Genomic DNA, 18,548 nt, shown 5'->3' on the forward strand with positions numbered 1-18,548 from the left:
AGTCCCGCTGCTGCGGATCATCGGCCGCATGTTCCCCAGGCTGCGCCACATCTTCGCCGACCGCGTCTACCGAGGTCCGAAATTGCTCGAGGCACTCGCCGATCAGGGCAAATGGACCATCGAGATCGTCACCCGCTCGCAGAGCGTGGGAACGTTCAAAGCCGAGCCTCGGCGTTGGGTCGTCGAGCGCACGTTTGCATGGTTCGGTCGCAATCGAAGGCTTGCCAAAGACTTCGAGGCATCCATAGCCAGCGCGGAAGCCTGGGTCCTGATTGCAAGCATCCGCCTGCTTTCCCGCCGCCTGGCAAGAACCTGATATGCCAATGACCTATTTTGAGTCAGACTCTGAGGAGGCGCGAAGCGCCGTCTCGAAGGATAGGACGCGAAGAGTGTAAGGATTGATGATGGACAAGACCGCGCCGCATCCTTTGTTCAAGCTGGCGACCGAACTCGGTCCGCTGATTATCTTTTTCATAGCCAACGCCAAGTCCAACCTGTTCGTGGCCACCGGGGCGTTCATGGTGGCGGTGCTGGCTGCGATGGTCGCGTCCTACGTGGTGACGCGGCATGTGCCCATGATGGCGATCGTCACCGCCGTCGTCGTCTTCGTGTTCGGCGCGCTGACGCTGATCCTGCACGATGAGACCTTCATCAAGATGAAGCCGACGATTGTCTATACGTTGTTCGCGGCGATCCTCGGCGGTGGCTTGCTGTTCGGCCGCTCCTTCATCGCCATCATGTTCGACCAGATGTTCAACCTCACCCCGCACGGCTGGCGCATCCTCACCATGCGCTGGGCGTTATGGTTCTTCGCGATGGCCGTCCTGAACGAAATCATCTGGCGTACCCAAAGCACCGATTTTTGGGTCGCCTTCAAGGTCTTCGGCATGGTGCCGCTGACGATGCTGTTTGCCGTGACACAGATGCCGCTGGTCAAGCGCTACCGTCTGAAGCCGGCCTCGCTCGAAGCGAGCGAAGCGGAAGCCGGCGACGTGACAAAGGGGTGAGTTCGTGTCGCTCTTCCCCGGCATGCGCTGCACCTCTCCCTCTCCCGCTTGAGGGGAGGGTCGGGTGGGGGTGCGACCAGAGCGCTGACGTCGAGTTGGCGGACCCATTCCGCCACCCGCCGCCACTCCTGTCGAGCGCTTCACCTCCCCCGCAAGCGGGGGAGGTGAAGCTAAGACGCATCAGCTCTTTTGCTTGGCGACGATCTTGTCCTTGATGCCGTCATAGGTCTTTTGCGGCACGATATGCTTCTGCACCAGATCGTCTTTCCCCTTGTAGGGACGGCCCTTGATGATGGCCGCCGAATAGGCCTTCCCAACCCCGGGCAGCGCGTCGAGTTCTTCGGCGCTGGCCGAATTGATGTCGAGCAGTTCTGACTTGGCCGGTGCCATTTTCGAAGTAGCCGGCGCCATCTTCGAATCCGCTTTCGGCGCGGGAGCCATCTTGTCGGATTTGGCGGCGGGCTGGCTGGTCTGGGCCATCGACGGCGAAGCGGTCAGCAAGCCAAGCGTGAGCGCAGTTGCGAGAAATGAAGCAAGCGTGGAATGACGCATGTGAGTGTCCCTCCAAGGGCGGTTTTAAGTAACGCCATCAAGCTAGCTTCGAATTCGTGGCGCCGCCATGGCCACCAAATGAACGGCAGATAAAAGCGAAGAATTATTTTCTCCTCATGGTGAGGAGGCGTGTGCGCCGCCTCGAACCATGAGGCCACGCTGTCGCTCCTCCTTCGAGACGCGGCGAAGACGCCGCTCATCAGGAGGCCCGCGGGTCAGGACCCCGCCTTCAGCGCCTTGTCGATCTCGACCTTAAGCACAGTATCGAAATTCGCGGGCGTGATCGGTCCGACCAACTTGTAGACGATGGTGCCTTCGCGCCCGACCACGAAGGTTTCGGGCACGCCGTAGACACCCCATTCGATCGAGGCGCGGCCGTTATCGTCGACGCCGACAAGGCCGAACGGATTGCCGTAGCGGCCGAGAAAGCGCCGGGCGTTATCCGGCGCGTCCTTGTAGTTGATGCCGACCATCTGCAGCCGCTTGTCCTTGCCAAGCTCGGTCAAGAGCGGCGCTTCCTCGTGACACGGCACGCACCACGATGCCCAGACGTTGACGACGCTGACCTTGCCTTTGAACACCGCAGGATCGAGCCCGGGCACCGGTGCGCCGTTGTTGACGAGGCCCGGTAGCGGCGGCAGCGCGGTTTGCGGCGCCGGGCGTCCGATCAAAGCGGAAGGGATCCGCGAGGGGTCACCACTTCCCAGTCGAAACCAGAACACCGCCGCGAGCGCAGCAAACCCGATTAGCGGCAGCGCCATCAGCAGGGAGCGCCGCGGCGATGGAGTATCTGTTGTTGCCGGCTCGCTCATCGGATATCCGCCGCGCTGCGCCCGGAACGCCTGGTCATGCCTGACGCGTCGAGCTCGCGCAGGCGTTGTTTCTGGCGGCGATAATCGACTGCAATCCAGGCAATCAGCATCAGCACCACGATCGCCGCCAGCAGGTACGATGTCACGATAAAGGACGTGTAGGGACCAAGCGACATCGCGTTCACGCCGAACGCCGACTGACTTGCATCATTTGCAAGGCGCGCACCCGGCGGCGCAGGATTTCGTTGCGCATCGCCGCCAAATGCAGCGTAACAAACAACAGTGAAAACGCCACCGCCATGACCAACAGCGGAATCAAAAAGGCCTGGTCGAGTGAAGGCCCGCCCATCCGCATCACCGAGGCCGGCTGATGCAGCGTATTCCACCAGTCCACCGAGAATTTGATGATCGGCAGGTTGATGGCGCCGACCAGCGTCAGGATCGCGGCCGCGCGCGCGGCGCGCGAGGGATCTTCGACCGCCCGCCACAGCGCGATCAGGCCGAGATACATCAGAAACAAAATCAGCACCGAGGTCAGCCGCGCATCCCATTCCCAATAGGTGCCCCACATCGGCCGTCCCCACAGCGAGCCCGTCAACAGTGCGAGGAACGTAAAGGCAGCACCGATCGGGGCAGCGGCCTTGGCGGCAACGTCCGCCAGCGGATGCCGCCATACCAGCGTGCCGAGCGCCGCGAGGCTCATCACCCCCCAGACGAACATCGACAGCCACGCATTCGGCACGTGGATGAACATGATCTTGACGGTGGCGCCCTGCTGATAGTCGTCGGGCGCCATGGCCGATTGGTAGAGGCCAACCAGCAGCAGGATGGCGGTCAACGCCGCCAGCCACGGCAACAAGCGCGCGGTCAGCGTCAGGAATCGAGTGGGGTTGGCGAGATCGATCAGCGTCATGGCATCCTGATAGTCATCGTAGACGTTGCAGGCAATCTGCATAGATGCTTCCTGCGCCGGTCGGGTATCAATTCAGTGATCAATCCAGCCCCTGCCGCAGACTTGCGGCGGCCGCAAATGGTCCGATCACGAAGCTGACAAGCGACAGCGCGCACAGGATCGAAAACGGGGTTCCGAACGACAGCGGTCCGGCAATTGCAGCCTGCGAGGCTGCGACCCCGAAAATCAGCACCGGGATCGACAGCGGCAGCACCAATACAGCGAGCAACAATCCGCCGCGATGTAACGTCACGGCCAGTGCGGCGCCTATCATTCCGGTAAAGGTCAGCGCCGGCGTCCCCGCCAGCAGCGTCAACGCGACAGCCGAAGTCGCTGTTGCGTCGAGATTCAACAGCAGCCCCAACACGGGCGTGGCGACGATCAGCGGAAGTCCTGCGGCCAGCCAATGCGCCAGCGCCTTCGCAGCGCAGGCCAGTTCCAGCGGCGCCCGGCCCATCACGATAAGATCGAGCGAACCGTCCTCGTGGTCGGCCATGAACAGCCGGTCGAGGGTGAGCAGGCTCGCAAGCAGCGCCCCCAACCAGAGTATCGCCGGGCCGAGCCGCGTCAGCAGCGCGAGATCCGGGCCGACCGCGAACGGCATCAGGACCACCACGGTGAGAAAGAACAGCACGCCGATCAGCGCCCCGCCGCCGACCCGCAGCGCGATTTTGAGGTCTCGTGTTATCAGCGCAGCGAGGGCGGTCATGTTGGACACCGCCCTGCGCGCTTCGCGAATGGCACGCAGTCCTGCAAGGTCACGACACTCCCCCGATCCGCAATTCTTTCGCGGGCACCCCGAGCGGTGCATGCGTTGCGGCGACGATCAGGCCGCCGCGCGCGAGATGATCGCCCATCAGGGCGGCGAACATGCTCTGCCCGGCGGCGTCGAGCGCGTTGATCGGCTCGTCGAGCAGCCAGACCGGCCGCCGCACTGCAAGCAGCCTTGCGATCGAGAGCCGTCGCCGCTGTCCCGCCGACAGATACGCCGCCGGCAGATGCAGCGCATGATCGAGCCCCACGGCAGCGAGGCTGTCAGTTGGGTTGAATGCCTGGCCTGCTTGGTCGTCGAGAAAATCCCGCCAGAACGAAAGATTCTCCGTCACGCTCAAAGCGGGTTTCAGCGCGTCACGGTGGCCGAGATAGTGCGCCTGTTCGGCCAACGTCAACTCCGTCTCGCCGCCCTCAAGCCCGATCGATCCGCCCGCGACCGTCAATAACCCGGCGATCTGCCGCAGCAGCGAGGTTTTGCCTGACCCATTGCGGCCGGTGACGGCCAGGGCCTCACCCGAGCTGGCCTCGAAATCGAGCCCCGAGAAGACTTCCCGGCCGCCCCGCACACACCTCACACCTCGTCCCGAGAGCCGCATTTTGCCCCTTCACAGCCCTCTGGAAACTAACGGTACCGCATCAGAATTTTTGGGTAGCGCATTGCTCCGGCACGATTGTCGGTGTGGCGGTGCCCCTGGAATGATTCTATAAGCCCGGAACTTGATGCAGCACACAATCCATCGCGGCAAGCCGTCAGGCTCGGCCCTGCCGCCGGTGTTTTGATACCTTTACCGGGTATAACGATGAATTGGGATTTCCTCACATGACCTCGCTCGACAGCTTCAAATGCCGGAAGATCCTCAAGGTCGGCGCCAAGACCTACGTCTATTACAGCCTGCCCGCCGCCGAGAAGAACGGTCTGAAGGGAATTTCCAAGCTTCCGTATTCGATGAAGGTGCTGCTGGAAAACTTGCTGCGCAATGAAGACGACCGCACCGTCAAGAAAAACGACATTCTGGCGGTGGCGAAGTGGCTGAAGAAGCGCGCGCTCGAGCACGAAATCGCATTCCGCCCGGCGCGGGTGCTGATGCAGGATTTCACCGGCGTGCCGGCGGTGGTCGATCTCGCGGCGATGCGCAATGCGATGCAGGCGCTCGGCGGCGATGCCGAGAAGATCAATCCGCTGGTGCCGGTCGATCTCGTCATTGATCACAGCGTGATCGTGAATTTCTTCGGTGACAACAAGGCGTTCGCCAAGAACGTGGTCGAGGAATACAAGCAGAATCAGGAACGCTACGAATTCCTGAAATGGGGCCAGAAGGCGTTCTCGAATTTCTCCGTGGTGCCGCCCGGCACCGGCATTTGCCATCAGGTCAATCTCGAATATCTCGCGCAGACAGTGTGGACGCGTAAGGAGAAGATGACCGTCGGCAAGAAGAAGGGCACCTTCGAGGTCGCCTATCCGGATTCGCTGGTCGGTACCGATTCGCATACCACCATGGTCAACGGCCTCGCCGTGCTCGGCTGGGGCGTCGGCGGCATCGAGGCGGAAGCCGCGATGCTCGGCCAGCCGCTATCGATGCTGTTGCCGGAAGTGGTGGGCTTCAAGCTCAAGGGACAGCTGAAGGAAGGCGTCACCGCGACCGATCTCGTGCTGACGGTGACGCAGATGCTGCGCAAGCAGGGCGTGGTCGGAAAATTCGTGGAATTCTTCGGCCCCGGGCTGGACTATCTCTCGGTGGCCGACAAGGCGACCATCGGCAACATGGCGCCGGAATACGGCGCGACCTGCGGCTTCTTCCCGGTCGACGCCGAGACCATCGATTATCTCAAGACCTCGGGCCGCGCCTCCGCGCGGGTCGCGCTGGTGAGCGCCTACGCCAAGGCGCAGGGCCTGTTCCGCACCGCCAAATCGCCCGATCCGGTATTCACCGAAACGCTGACGCTGGATCTCGGCGACGTCGTGCCGTCGATGGCCGGACCGAAACGCCCGGAAGGCCGTGTCGCGCTGCCCGCGGTCGCGGACGGTTTCACCACGGCGATGGCCAGCGAATACAAAAAGACTGCGGACGCTTCGAAGCGCTATCCGGTAGAGAATCGCAATTTCGATCTCGGCCATGGCGATGTCGTGATCGCCGCGATCACCTCGTGCACCAACACTTCCAATCCGAGCGTGCTGATCGGCGCCGGACTGTTGGCCCGCAACGCGGCCGCCAAGGGACTTACTGCGAAGCCCTGGGTGAAGACGTCGCTGGCGCCAGGCAGCCAGGTGGTCGCGGAATATCTTTCCAATTCCGGGTTGCAGCTCGACCTCGACAAGGTCGGCTTCAATCTGATCGGCTTCGGCTGCACGACCTGCATCGGCAATTCCGGACCGCTGCCGGAGGAGATTTCGAAGTCGATCAACGACAACGGGATCATCGCCGCCGCGGTACTTTCGGGTAACCGCAACTTCGAGGGCCGCGTCAGCCCTGACGTGCAGGCCAACTATCTGGCTTCGCCGCCGCTGGTGGTGGCCTATGCGCTGACCGGAACGGTGACGAAAAATCTGGCCGTCGAGCCGATCGGCAACGGCAAGGACGGCAAGCCGGTCTATTTGAAGGACATCTGGCCGACGACTAAGGAGATCAACGCCTTCATGAAGAAATTCGTGACGTCTTCGATCTTCAAGAAGCGATACGCCGACGTGTTCAAAGGCGACACCAATTGGCGCAAGATCAAGACCGTCGAGAGCGAAACCTATCGCTGGAACATGAGCTCGACCTACGTGCAGAACCCGCCCTATTTCGAAGGCATGAAGAAAGAGCCTGAACCGATCGTCGATGTCGTCGACGCCCGTATCCTCGCAATGTTCGGCGACAAGATCACCACCGACCACATCTCGCCGGCCGGCGCCATCAAGCTGACGTCGCCTGCCGGGAAATATCTTTCGGAGCATCAGGTGCGCCCGGCCGACTTCAACCAATACGGCACGCGGCGCGGCAACCATGAAATCATGATGCGCGGCACCTTCGCCAACATCCGCATCAAGAACCTCATGCTGAAGGACGCCGATGGCAATATTCCCGAAGGCGGCCTCACCAAGCACTGGCCCGACGGCGAGCAGATGTCGATCTACGATGCGGCGATGAAGTACCGGGCGGAGAAAGTGCCGCTGGCGGTGTTTGCCGGCGCCGAATACGGCAACGGCTCGTCGCGGGACTGGGCCGCGAAGGGAACGCGGCTGCTCGGCGTCCGCGCCGTGATTTGCCAGAGCTTCGAGCGTATCCATCGCTCCAACCTCGTCGGCATGGGCGTGCTGCCGTTAACCTTTGAGGACGGCGCGTCCTGGCAATCGATCGGGCTGAAGGGCGATGAGACGGTGACGATCCGCGGCCTGCAGGGCGATTTGAAACCGCGCCAGAAGCTGACGGCGGAGATCGTGTCCGGCGATGGATCGCTGCAGCGCGTTTCGCTGCTCTGCCGCATCGATACGCTCGACGAGCTCGAATATTATCGAAACGGCGGCATCCTGCACTACGTGCTGCGCAAGCTGGCCGCGTGATTGTGATCGGTTCCTCACCGCGAAGTGAGTAGCGAGGGAGGGGGAGGCGGCCTATTAAGGGCGGCTTTCTCGGCGTTTGGAGAGCGCGTGGTCAAGTGCCGCAATGTGTTAACAGCGGCGATGCGGGTGTCCCCGGTTCAGCATGACAGCGATGATGGCCTATAATCGTATCTCGCGATGGTCAGGGGCACTTGGCGTCTGCGCGATTGTTGCGATCATCCGTCCTGCCCACGCCGACCCGCGCGCAGTGGTGGAGCTGTTCACCTCGCAAGGATGTTCGTCGTGCCCGCCCGCCGACAGGATTATCGGCGAGCTGGCCAAGGATCCGTCGATCATCGCGCTGAGTATGCCTATCGACTATTGGGATTACCTTGGCTGGAAAGATACGCTGGCTGATTCTCGCTTCAGCGCACGCCAAAAGGCCTATTCCCAGATGCGCGGCGATCGCGAAGTTTACACGCCGCAAGTTGTCGTCAATGGGTCGGCTCAGGTGATCGGCAGCGATCGCGCCAGTATCGAACGCGCCATGGGCGACACCGAAAAGCTCAAGGGCGTGATGTCGGTGCCGGTTTCGATGACCCTTGCCGAGAAGCAGATCAATATTTCGGTTGCGGCCTCCAGCAAAGGTCCCGCGGTAGCGCATGGCGAGGTGTGGATCTGCTCGATCTCGAAGGCGGTGCCGATTTCAATCGGCCGCGGCGAGAATAGCGGTCGCCAAATCACCTATTACAACGTGGTGCGCAACCTGCTCAAGGTCGGTGACTGGAACGGCAGTCCCGGGAGTTGGACCGTGCCCCTGGAAAATGTCTCGCGTGAGGGTGTCGACGCCGCGGTGGTCTATGTCCAGGATGGCAATCGCGACCGGCCGGGTGCAATGCTAGGCGCGGCCTACTCGTCGCTTCGCTGAATTCGGCTCTCGTCTGTTGTCGTCTTTTTTCTTTTTTCCTTCCGGGATGCGCCGGCCCGGAATGCAATCCCCCGATCGTGCTGGTTCTGAATTGCGGTCTCGCCCGTTTCACTCGCGTCCCGGAATGACGGTCCCTCAAAAAGAAAAAGGACCAACTCACGTTGGCCCAGTGTGGGGATAAACTTCCTGCGAACAGGCCCGATCCCGACGACCCCGGGGGGCTGGGGGCTGAGGAATCCGGAATCGAAAGGACCGGGCCAACGCAGGATTGTCTTTTCGCAACCCACGAGGGCGGTCGCTTGGCGGAAGTTGGGCAGTATTATGATTTCCTCTAACGATCCTGTGACGGCAGATTCTTGCTCGAAGCGGATCGCGGACGGTCCGTTCGTGTGCAAATTCAGGTCGCTTGGCCCTCTTGCAGCCGCCCGCGGTTGGCGCGATCATGTGGAGGCGGCATGATCGCGAAAAGTGGAAACCAGCTTTCGGACAAGGATCATGCCCGGAACGACAGGAGGCGCTCCATGACTTTGGTATCGGAGGAAGCCGATCCAAGCGAAGCTCGCGCAACGGCGCGCCATGCCGTTGCGAGTCCTTTGCCAAACCGGGTGACGTTCAATCGCTTGGAACTCAATCGAATCCTCAATCTGTATGGGCGCATGGTCGCCGATGGCGAGTGGCGTGACTACGCCATCGACTTTCTCAGGGATCGCGCGGTGTTCTCGGTGTTCCGCCGCGCCTCCGAAGTTCCGATCTATCGCATCGAAAAAGATCCGCGGCTCGCGCGGAAGCAGGGCATGTACAGCGTGATCTCGGCGAGCGGGCTGATCCTGCGACGTGGCCACGAGCTCGATCGCGTGCTGCTGGCGATCGAGCGCAAGCTGGTGCTGGTCTAGGGCGCTACCCGGAATTCAGAGATTGGCGACCATAATTTTCGGCACGAGGCTCTTGGTTTGCGCTATCCGCGCCCGGATTGACGCCAGGCCAACTAGCGCTGCGTTCGTGTTGGGTCGTCAGCCGGCAGTGTGCTCGCGCCATCGCCGAGCGCACGCTGCATCATCACGGTGTCGAGCCAGCGGCCGAACTTGAAGCCGACATTCGGATGGGTCCCGATCATCTGAAATCCGCACTTCGTGTGCACGCTGATTGACCCGGCATTGGCGGAATCGCCGATCACCGCGATCATCTGGCGATAGCCGCGCGCTTCGGACTCGCCGATCAGCCTTTGCAGCAATTGCAGGCCGATGCCGCGCCGATGGATCGCTGGCTGAAGATAGACGGAATTTTCGATGGTGAAGCGATAGGCGGGCCGCGGTCGGTACGGCCCCGCATAGGCGTATCCGACCACGCGGCCTTCGAGAGCGGCGACGAAATAGGGAAAGCCGCCGTCCATCAGCACGCCAAAGCGGCGCGTCATCTCAGCCAGATCCGGCGGGATCAATTCGAACGTCGCGGTGCCGTAGAGGACCGCGTGCTGGTAAATCTCGGTAATGAAGGGCAGATCGGCCGCGGCGACGGGCCGGATTTCGAGCGAGGACATGGCGAGGAGACTATTTTTGCTTTTGCCAAAAGAAAAGCCCCGGCCGTGAGGCCGGGGCTTCGATGCGTCTACTCAGACGAGTGGTTAGTCGCGCTGCCCGAGCAGCTGCAAGAGCAGCGTGAACAGGTTGATGAAGTTCAAGTAGAGCGACAGCGCGCCGGTGATGGCCGCACGGTCCGCAACATCACCGCCCTGCGAGGCATAGCCGTAGATGTAGTCGTTCTTCAGCCGCTGGGTATCCCAGGCGGTGAGGCCCGCAAACACCAGCACGCCGACCACCGACACGATGAACTGCAGCATCGAGCTGGCCAGGAAGATATTGACCAGGCTCGCGATGATGAGGCCGAACAGTCCCATGATCAGGAACGAGCCCATGCCGGTGAGATCACGCTTGGTGGTGTAGCCGTAAAGGCTCAGCGCGCCGAAGGAGGCCGCGGTGATGAAGAACACCCGCACGATCGAGGTGTGCGTGTACACCAGGAAGATCGACGACAGCGAAATGCCCATCAGCGCAGCGAACGCCCAGAACAGCAGCTGGGCCGTCGCGGGCTTCAGTCGGTTGATGCCAAACGAGATCGCGAACACCATCGCCAGCGGCGCCAGGATGAACAGCCATTTCAGCGGGCTCACATACATCGCGTAGCCGAACGGCGTCAGGAAGGCGTTGCCAAACTTGGCAGCGGCGGCCGAGGGATCGGTGGTTACCGCCGCCATATAGATGCCGAGCGCGGCGAGGCCGGTGATGGCGAGGCCGGTCGTCATGTAGTTGTAGATGCGCAGCATGTAGGCGCGCAGACCGGCGTCGACGGTCGCGGCGTCAACGCGCCCGGCGGCCCGGCCGAAAGGAGAAGCGTAGTTGCGGTCTAGGTCCGACATGGTCGAATTCCCGTTGGTTGCCCGGCGGAGCGCAAGGGCTTTGCGATGCCGGTTAAGGATCTAACCCAGATAGCGCCCCTTGCTGACATTAACTTTGCGTCATCAAAAAACCGCGTCTGGCTCAGGCTGTATGTGGGAAACTAGCACATTCCCTGCAAGCTTCGATGCGCGGCTGAATGTCGCTCCGCAAGCGGGATTTTGGAGGCGGACGTCGTGCCGGCGGCAAATGCCTCAGCCAGGCATCGATACCTGTCCGCGCTAACCCCGCCGGCGCCGGCTGCATCAATTTGTCACAAATTCCGTAACACCGTGGCCGGCTTCTGGTTCAGCGCCAATAGCGTGCCGGCGAGGCCCAGTCCGACCGTCACGATCAGGGCCGCCGCGACCACCCCCGCGGCGCTGCCGGCCTGCCAGATGAAGCTCAGCGTCATCAGCCGGGTGACGATCAGCCAGGCCGCGACCGAGCCCGCGATCACCCCGAAAACTGCGGTGGCAAAGCCGATCATCAGATATTCCAGCGCATAGGCGCCGAGCAGCCGCGCACGGGTGGCGCCGAGGGTTTTGAGAATGACAGCGTCGTAGACCCGATGGCGATGGCCGGCGGCCAGCGCGCCCCCCAGTACCAGAATGGCCGAGATTAGCGTCACGGTGCTGGCGCCACGGATCGCCAGCACCAGATTGGCGACCACCGCACCGATGGTTTCCAGCGCCTCCCGGACCCGCACGCTGGTCACCATCGGGAATGCGTCAGCCACCGATTTGATGATCCGGGCGTCGCCGGCCGAATCCGGGTGGGTCTCGGTCAGGGTTGCGATACGGGTATGCGGTGCGCCCTTGAATGCGTTGGGCGAGAAAACCAGCACGAAGTTGATGCCGAGGCTTTGCCAGTCCACGGTGCGCGTGTTGCTGATCCTCGCCGGGATATCGCGACCGAGCACGTTAACGACGATCTCGTCGCCTACTTTGAGGTTGAGCCCGTCGGCGATCTTCTTTTCCATCGACACCAGCGGCGGCCCGTCATAGCCGGCGTCCCACCATGCGCCTTCGACGATGTTGGAGCCCCTGGGAATTTCACTGGTATAGGTCAGGCCGCGGTCGCTCTGCAGCACCCAGGCCACATCGGTTGAAGCTTTGAGGTCCTCCGCCTTGACGCCGCGGGCGGCTACGATACGCCCGCGCAGCATCGGCACGTCCTCGACGGTCGATTGCGGCGCGGTCTGTTTGAGGAAGGCGTCAAAGCGCTCGGCTTCGTTGGCGGGAATATCGATGAAATAGAACGAGGGCGCACGGTCCGGCAGCGCCGCCAGGAATTGCCGGCGCAGATTGCCATCGATCTGCGTGATCGTGACCAGCACCGCCAGGCCCAAACCAAGCGACATCACCACGGACGGCGTCAGCGCACCGGGACGGTAGATATTGGCGATTGCCAGCCGCAGCATGGTGATGCGGGTCCGGGGCAGCCGCCGCGCCAGCGCCATCAACGCGGCGGCGATGCCGCGCAACAGCGCAAACACCACGACCGAGGAGGCGACGAAGATGGCCGCGACACGCTTGTCGAAGGCGAGCCCGATCACGACCGTAACGAGCAACGCGATCACCGCTGCCATAAGAGCGAGATAGCGCCAGCGCGGGCGATGCCACTCGCTGGTCACCGCTTCGCGAAACAAGGCCGCCACCGGCACGTCGTGCACGCGCCCGAGCGGCCACAGCCCGAAGGCGAGCGCGGTCAAAAGGCCGTAGACGAGCGACAGTGCGAGTTCGTTGGGATGCAGCGCCGGCACCACCGGCAGCGGCAGCAGCTTGCCGAATACGCCGACGATGATGAACGGCAGCGCCGCGCCGACGGCTAGTCCGATCACCGAGCCTATGCCGGCGAGCACGATCACTTGCGTCAGATAGATCGTGAAGACGTCACGGCCGGTGGCGCCCAGCGCCTTGAACGCCGCGATGACGTTGCGGCGGCGATCGATATGGCTTTTGACGGCGTTGGCGACGCCGACGCCGCCGACCAGGAGCGCGGCGAGGCCGACGAGGGTGAGAAACTGGGTGAAGCGGTTGATGGTGCGCTCGAGTTGCGGCGAGGCATTGCCGCGGCTGCGGATTTCCCAGCCGGCCTCGGGCAATGCGTTTCGGGCGTCGTCAGCCAAAGCAGTCGCGGCGCGATCGTTGGCGGCGTTATTCGGCAACTTTACCCGATAGATCCAGCGCACCAGGCTGCCGGGTTGCAACAATTCGCTCGCGCGCAAGCCGGCTTCGCTGACCAGGAGGCGCGGGCCGAAACCGACGCCGCCGGCGAGTCTATCGGGTTCGGCACCGACAACGCTGCGGATTTGAAATCTCGCGCTGCCGATGGTGACACGGTCGCCAAGCTTCAGATCGAGCCGCGCCAGCAAGGTCGAATCGGCAGCCGCGCCGAACGCGCCGTCACGTTCGGCCAAGAGATCGGTCAGCGGCATCCGGGGATCGAGTGTCAACTCGCCCAGCATCGGGTAGTTGCTGTCCACCGCCTTGAGTTCGACTAAAGCGAGCCGGTCATCGCTGGTGCGCGCCATGCCGCGCAACGTCGCCGCGACCGACACTTCGCCGCGCGAACGGAGAAACGCGACTTCATCAGGCTTGGCTTCGCGCTGGATCAGCGAGAACGCCACGTCGCCGCCAAGCAGCGTGCGGCCTTCGCGCGCCAGTCCCTCGCTGAGGCTCGCCGCGACCGATCCGACGCCGGCGATCGCCATCACGCCGAGCGCGATGCAGGCGATGAAAACGTAAAAACCGCGCAAGCCGCCGCGCAACTCGCGCAAGGCATAGCGCAGGGCAAGCGATGTCGCGCGGCCGCCATCAATGGGTTCGGAAGCAACATTCATGAAGCGGCTTTGCGATCTGCATCGACCCGGCCCGAGCGCAGCCGCACCACGCGGTCGCAGCGCCGTGCCAGCGCGGTGTCGTGGGTCACCAGCACCAGCGTCATGCCGCGCTCGGCGTGCTTGGTGAACAGGAGATCGACGATCTGCTTGCCGGTGGCCTCGTCAAGATTTCCGGTAGGTTCATCCGCCACCAGGATGGCGGGATCGGGCGCCAGCGCGCGGGCAAGCGCTACGCGCTGCTGCTCGCCGCCGGACAGTTGCGTCGGATAGTGATGCAGCCGGTCGCCGAGACCGACCGACGTCAGTTCTTGCGCCGCGCGCTTGGCCGCGTCGGGATTGCCGGCAAGCTCCAACGGCACCGCGACATTTTCCAGCGCGGTCATGGTTGGAATAAGATGAAACGACTGGAAAACGATGCCGACCTGGCGGCCGCGAAAGCGCGCCAGCGCATCCTCGTCCAGCGCATTGAAAGGCGTGCCGTTGACCACCACCTCTCCGCTGTCGGGACGCTCCAGTCCCGCCATCACCATCAGCAAGGTAGACTTCCCCGAGCCTGACGGTCCGATCAGGCCGATCGCTTCACCCGGCGCCACGCGCAGGCTGATATCTTTGAGAATGTGAACGCGGGCCGCGCCCGCGCCGAGCGAGAGATTGACGTTCGAGATTAAAATGGTGTCCGGCTCAACGCCGACAAGCGAGGAGGATTCGATGCGACTGTCCATGTCTCGGTCATATGGCACTTCGGCTGCCGCGGTCGAGAGGCCTCGAGGGATGTTCGTGCACATGGTCGTGTTGGCCCTGATTCTGGCGATGGCGGGGACGGCGTTCGCTCAAACGCCGGCCGCCGCCCGGACAAAACCGATCAAGATCGTTGTATTGGGTGATTCGCTGAGCGCGGGCCTTGGTCTTTCGGCGTCCGCCGCGTTCCCGGCGCGGCTGAAAAAAGCCTTGGAGGCCAACGGGATAGAGGTTGAGATGACCAATGCCGGGGTGTCCGGCGACACCAGTTCCGGCGGCCGCGACCGGCTCGATTGGTCGGTGCCAAACGGAACCGACGCCGTGATCGTCGAACTCGGCGCCAACGATGCTTTGCGCGGTGTCGATCCCGCGGTGACCCGCGCCGCACTGACGGACATTCTGACGCGGCTGAAAGCGCGCGGTATCGCCGTTCTCTTGTGCGGGATGTACGCGCCACCAAATTATGGCAGCGAGTATTCGTCCCGTTTCAACGCGATCTATCCGGACCTTGCGAAATCATTTGGCGTGCCGCTGTATCCGTTCTTTCTGGAGGGCGTCGCCACCGAGGCCAGCCTCAACCAGGCGGACGGCTTGCACCCGACAGCGGAGGGTATCGATGTGATCGTCAAAAATATCCTGCCCACCGTGCAGGCATTTCTTGGCGCGATATCCGGGCAACGCAGTTGAAAAACCGGCAGCGACAACCTTGAACGCTGTGTTTTAACGCTGTGTTTTCCCGGGGCTTCACGCCGGATGCTTCGCAGAGTCACATAACTGAGCTAGAAAATGGCGATCGGTGATTCGTCGCCGGGTTTCAGCATCGGGAGTGATGCGATGCCGCGTTTGTTCACTGCACTGGAAATTCCGGCCGAAATCGGCCAGACGCTTTCCGGCTTACGGGGCGGCCTTCCGGGCGCCCGCTGGATCGACCCCGAAAATTATCACGTCACCTTGCGCTTCATCGGAGATATCGACGGCGTTGCGGCGAACGAAATCGCCTCGATGCTGTTTCGAGTCAACCGCAAACCGTTTGAGGTTAAGTTGCAGGGCTTGTCGAGTTTTGGCGGGCGCAAGCCGCGCGCGGTGGTCGCCTCGGTGGTGCCGAGCCGCCCCTTGATCGAGCTGCAGGCCGAGCTGGAACGTCTGATGCAGCGCATCGGGCTCGATCCCGAGGGGCGGAAATTCACCCCGCATGTCACGCTGGCGCGGCTGCGCGACGCCTCCAATCAGCATGTCGCGGACTATCTGTCGGTGCGCGGATATTTTCCGGCCACGGTATTTACCGCCTCGCGGTTCGTGCTGTTCTCGTCCCGGGCATCCACCGGCGGCGGGCCTTACGTGGTCGAGGATTCCTACGCGCTCAGCGCGTGAGGGCGTGCGCCTGCCACATTCACAGCCGTCGTCACCCGGCTTGACCGTACGCTTGACCGGGTGCCCCAGTATTGCAGAGCCGCCTGTGATGGAATCCAGAAGCCGCGGAGTACTGGATACCCGCTTTCGCGGGTATGACGCTTTGGTGTAACCGGGCGCCGCCACCCCGTCCCTCTCCCGCTTGCGGGAGAGGGAGCAGCAGCGCATAGCCCCTGCACCGATTCGCAGCTTGCAATTTCCGCTGGGTTGGGGCCGTAAGAGGGCCATGCTGTCTCCGCCGCCCGCCTCGTTCCGCGCCCACTATCAAGCCCTCGTCTCCTCCGGCGCGATCGAGCCCGACGCCGCGCAGGCGAGGGCCGCCGAGGCATTCGCTGACCTCGAGCACCGGCTTGCGAGCTACAAGCCGGTGCGCAAGCAAGGCCTGCTTGGCCGGCTGTTTGCGGACAACGACGAGCCACCGCCGCGCGGCCTCTACGTTCATGGCGAAGTGGGGCGCGGCAAGACCATGCTGATGGACCTGTTTTTTCAGCAGAGCCTCGTCGTGCACAAGCGCCGCGTGCATTTCCACGAATTCATGGCCGAGGTGCACGAGCGGATCTACGGCTTTCGCCAGAATATCGCGCGCGGCGAAATCGCCGACAGCGACGTGATCGTGCTCACCGCCACGTCGATTTTCGACGAGGCCTGGCTTTTGTGCTTCGACGAATTCCATGTCACCGACATCGCGGACGCGATGATCCTGGGACGGCTGTTTGCAAAATTGTTCGAACTCGGCACTGTCGTGGTGGCGACCTCCAACGTCGCGCCCGACGACCTCTACAAGGGCGGGCTGAACCGGGCGCTGTTCCTGCCCTTCATTGCGCAGATATCCGCGCGTATGGATGTGCTGCGGCTCGATGCGCGCACCGATTTCCGGCTGGAAAAACTCGCGGGCGTGAAGATGTGGCTGGTGCCGGCGGATCACAACGCCGATGCCGCGCTCGACAAAGCGTGGGCGAGGATGACCAGCCATGTGCCCTGCAAGCCGCGCGATATTTCGATCAAGGGCCGCATCCTGCATGTGCCTTGCTCGGCGAACGGCGCGGCGCGATTTTCGTTTGCGGATATCTGCGAAAAGCCGCTTGGCGCGTCTGACTATCTCCGGCTGGCGCACGACTATCACACCATCATGATCGACCGCATTCCGGTGATGGACTACGCCGCGCGCAACGCCGCCAACCGGTTCATCGCCCTGATCGACACGCTTTATGACAACGCGGTGAAACTGATGGCCTCGGCGGAGGCCGATCCACTGTCGCTGTATGTTGCGACCAAGGGCGATGAGGCGAACGAGTTCAAGCGGACCTCATCGCGGCTGATCGAGATGAGTTCGGAATCCTATCTGGCGCTGCCGCACGGCTACAAGGATTCTGCGGCGAGTGGGTCAAGCACCGGATTCGTGGAGACGTGATGCCTCATTCCGGTGGCGTATCCCCGAATGACAAAACTTTGATGGCCCTGCTCGAAATCGAGGCAAGGCAGACTACAAGGCAGACTATTGGCTATACCGCGACTTGAACGGGCCGACCGAAAGGGATAACCAGCCGTCCGGCCTTCTTTTCCATCCTCCTTACGCTCAAAGGATAAGTTCCCATGGCGCGCGACAAGATTGCTTTGATTGGCTCCGGCCAGATCGGCGGAACGTTGGCTCACCTCATCGGCCTGAAGGAGTTGGGCGATGTCGTGATGTTCGACATCGCCGAGGGCGTGCCGCAGGGCAAAGCGCTCGATATCGCGCAATCCTCCCCGGTTGATGGTTTCGATGCGCATTTCATCGGCGCCAATTCCTATGAGGCGCTCGACAACGCCAGGGTCTGCATCGTCACCGCGGGCGTGCCGCGCAAGCCCGGCATGAGCCGCGACGATCTGCTGAGCATCAATCTCAAGGTGATGGAGCAGGTCGGCGCCGGCATCAAGAAATATGCGCCCGATGCCTTCGTCATCTGCATCACCAATCCGCTCGATGCCATGGTGTGGGCGCTGCAGAAGGCCTCGGGCATGCCGCACAAGAAGGTGGTGGGCATGGCCGGCGTGCTGGATTCGTCGCGCTTCCGCTATTTCCTCGCCGACGAGTTCAACGTCTCCGTTGAAGACGTCACCGCCTTCGTGCTCGGTGGCCATGGCGACACCATGGTGCCGCTGGTGCGATACTCGACGGTGGCCGGCATCCCGCTGCCCGATCTCGTCAAGATGGGCTGGACCTCGCAGGCGCGCATCGACGAGATCGTCGATCGCACCCGCAACGGGGGCGCCGAGATCGTCAACCTGTTGAAGACCGGTTCGGCGTTTTACGCGCCGGCCGCCTCCGCGATCGCGATGGCCGAGAGCTACCTCAAGGACAAGAAGCGCGTGCTGCCCTGCGCGGCCTATCTCAACGGCGAATACGGCGTCAAGGACATGTATGTCGGCGTGCCCGTTGTGATCGGATCGAAGGGTGTCGAGCGCATTGTCGAGATCGAACTGGCCGGCAAGGACCGCGAGGCATTCGGCAAGTCGGTCGGCGCGGTACAAGGTCTGGTCGACGCCTGTAAGAAGATCGCGCCCGATCTGCTCGGCCGATGATCGCTAGCTGTCATCCGAT

19 protein-coding genes are annotated in these 18,548 nt (G+C 62.6%); 9 read left to right on the plus strand and 10 right to left on the minus strand.

The features are described from left to right. Both N554_RS0108740 and N554_RS0108745 read left to right on the plus strand, forming a co-directional pair. A partial coding sequence (locus N554_RS0108740) for a transposase (protein WP_029583110.1) occupies positions 1-316 on the plus strand: 316 nt, incomplete at its 5' end. An 88-nt stretch (positions 317-404) separates the two neighbouring features. After that, positions 405-1,007 carry a septation protein A gene (locus N554_RS0108745; protein WP_029583111.1) on the plus strand — a complete coding sequence of 201 codons (603 nt, stop codon included), beginning with the start codon at positions 405-407 and terminating at the stop codon, positions 1,005-1,007. A 180-nt stretch (positions 1,008-1,187) separates the two neighbouring features. Here the strand turns inward: N554_RS0108745 and N554_RS0108750 are convergent, their stop codons facing one another. From N554_RS0108750 to ccmA, 6 genes are all read right to left on the minus strand, one after another. Further along, positions 1,188-1,559 (minus strand): ComEA family DNA-binding protein, encoded by a 372-nt coding sequence (locus N554_RS0108750; RefSeq protein ID WP_029583112.1) that lies wholly within the window; start codon positions 1,557-1,559, stop codon positions 1,188-1,190. A gap of 215 nt (positions 1,560-1,774) precedes the next feature. Beyond that, entirely contained in the window at positions 1,775-2,371 is a 597-nt protein-coding gene (locus N554_RS0108755; protein ID WP_029583113.1) for a DsbE family thiol:disulfide interchange protein, read from the minus strand. Continuing rightward, positions 2,368-2,547: a heme exporter protein CcmD gene (gene ccmD, locus N554_RS0108760; RefSeq protein ID WP_029583114.1), complete on the minus strand. Its 180-nt coding sequence runs from the start codon at positions 2,545-2,547 to the stop codon at positions 2,368-2,370. The genes N554_RS0108755 and ccmD overlap by 4 nt, the downstream gene beginning before the upstream one ends. Positions 2,548-2,552: 5 nt before the next feature. Next, complete coding sequence (locus N554_RS0108765) at positions 2,553-3,284, minus strand: heme ABC transporter permease (protein WP_029583115.1); 732 nt, start codon at positions 3,282-3,284, stop codon at positions 2,553-2,555. Positions 3,285-3,363: 79 nt separating this feature from the next. Continuing rightward, the gene (ccmB, locus tag N554_RS0108770) at positions 3,364-4,032 is read right to left on the minus strand and encodes a heme exporter protein CcmB (protein WP_029583116.1); all 669 of its coding nucleotides are present in this window, start codon (positions 4,030-4,032) and stop codon (positions 3,364-3,366) included. Between the two features lie 49 nt (positions 4,033-4,081). Then, positions 4,082-4,693 carry a heme ABC exporter ATP-binding protein CcmA gene (ccmA, locus tag N554_RS0108775; RefSeq protein WP_029583117.1) on the minus strand — a complete coding sequence of 204 codons (612 nt, stop codon included), beginning with the start codon at positions 4,691-4,693 and terminating at the stop codon, positions 4,082-4,084. 224 nt (positions 4,694-4,917) lie between these two features. Here ccmA and acnA point away from each other — a divergent pair, with 224 nt between their 5' ends. From acnA to N554_RS0108795, 3 genes are all read left to right on the plus strand, one after another. Further along, positions 4,918-7,638, plus strand: a complete 2,721-nt coding sequence (acnA, locus tag N554_RS0108780) for an aconitate hydratase AcnA (RefSeq protein WP_029583118.1) — start codon at positions 4,918-4,920, stop codon at positions 7,636-7,638. Between the two features lie 142 nt (positions 7,639-7,780). After that, entirely contained in the window at positions 7,781-8,545 is a 765-nt protein-coding gene (locus N554_RS0108785; RefSeq protein WP_029583119.1) for a DUF1223 domain-containing protein, read from the plus strand. Positions 8,546-9,066: 521 nt separating this feature from the next. Then, positions 9,067-9,438, plus strand: a complete 372-nt coding sequence (locus tag N554_RS0108795; RefSeq protein WP_029583121.1) for a DUF2794 domain-containing protein — start codon at positions 9,067-9,069, stop codon at positions 9,436-9,438. Between the two features lie 92 nt (positions 9,439-9,530). On the opposite strand, the gene N554_RS0108800 is transcribed toward N554_RS0108795, so the two are convergent. From N554_RS0108800 to N554_RS0108815, 4 genes are all read right to left on the minus strand, one after another. Continuing rightward, positions 9,531-10,082, minus strand: a complete 552-nt coding sequence (locus N554_RS0108800) for a GNAT family N-acetyltransferase (RefSeq protein WP_029583122.1) — start codon at positions 10,080-10,082, stop codon at positions 9,531-9,533. An 84-nt stretch (positions 10,083-10,166) separates the two neighbouring features. Next, positions 10,167-10,958, minus strand: coding sequence for a Bax inhibitor-1/YccA family protein (locus N554_RS0108805; protein WP_029583123.1), 792 nt, complete (start codon positions 10,956-10,958; stop codon positions 10,167-10,169). A gap of 290 nt (positions 10,959-11,248) precedes the next feature. After that, a complete protein-coding gene (locus N554_RS0108810) occupies positions 11,249-13,819 on the minus strand; it encodes an ABC transporter permease (RefSeq protein WP_029583124.1) in 2,571 nt (856 codons plus the stop codon). After that, complete coding sequence (locus tag N554_RS0108815) at positions 13,816-14,541, minus strand: ABC transporter ATP-binding protein (RefSeq protein ID WP_029583125.1); 726 nt, start codon at positions 14,539-14,541, stop codon at positions 13,816-13,818. Before N554_RS0108815 ends, N554_RS0108810 begins: the two co-directional genes overlap by 4 nt. Here N554_RS0108815 and N554_RS0108820 point away from each other — a divergent pair. From N554_RS0108820 to mdh, 4 genes are all read left to right on the plus strand, one after another. Next, entirely contained in the window at positions 14,540-15,244 is a 705-nt protein-coding gene (locus N554_RS0108820; RefSeq protein WP_156041858.1) for an arylesterase, read from the plus strand. The genes N554_RS0108815 and N554_RS0108820 overlap by 2 nt on opposite strands. Positions 15,245-15,391: 147 nt before the next feature. After that, positions 15,392-15,928, plus strand: coding sequence for an RNA 2',3'-cyclic phosphodiesterase (gene thpR / locus N554_RS0108825; RefSeq protein WP_029583127.1), 537 nt, complete (start codon positions 15,392-15,394; stop codon positions 15,926-15,928). Between the two features lie 265 nt (positions 15,929-16,193). Then, complete coding sequence (gene zapE, locus N554_RS0108830) at positions 16,194-17,378, plus strand: cell division protein ZapE (protein WP_029583128.1); 1,185 nt, start codon at positions 16,194-16,196, stop codon at positions 17,376-17,378. A gap of 182 nt (positions 17,379-17,560) precedes the next feature. Next, a complete protein-coding gene (mdh, locus tag N554_RS0108835) occupies positions 17,561-18,529 on the plus strand; it encodes a malate dehydrogenase (RefSeq protein WP_029583129.1) in 969 nt (322 codons plus the stop codon). Positions 18,530-18,548 lie beyond the last annotated feature (19 nt).

Source organism: Bradyrhizobium sp. URHD0069 (genome assembly GCF_000701345.1).
GTDB lineage: Bacteria > Pseudomonadota > Alphaproteobacteria > Rhizobiales > Xanthobacteraceae > Bradyrhizobium.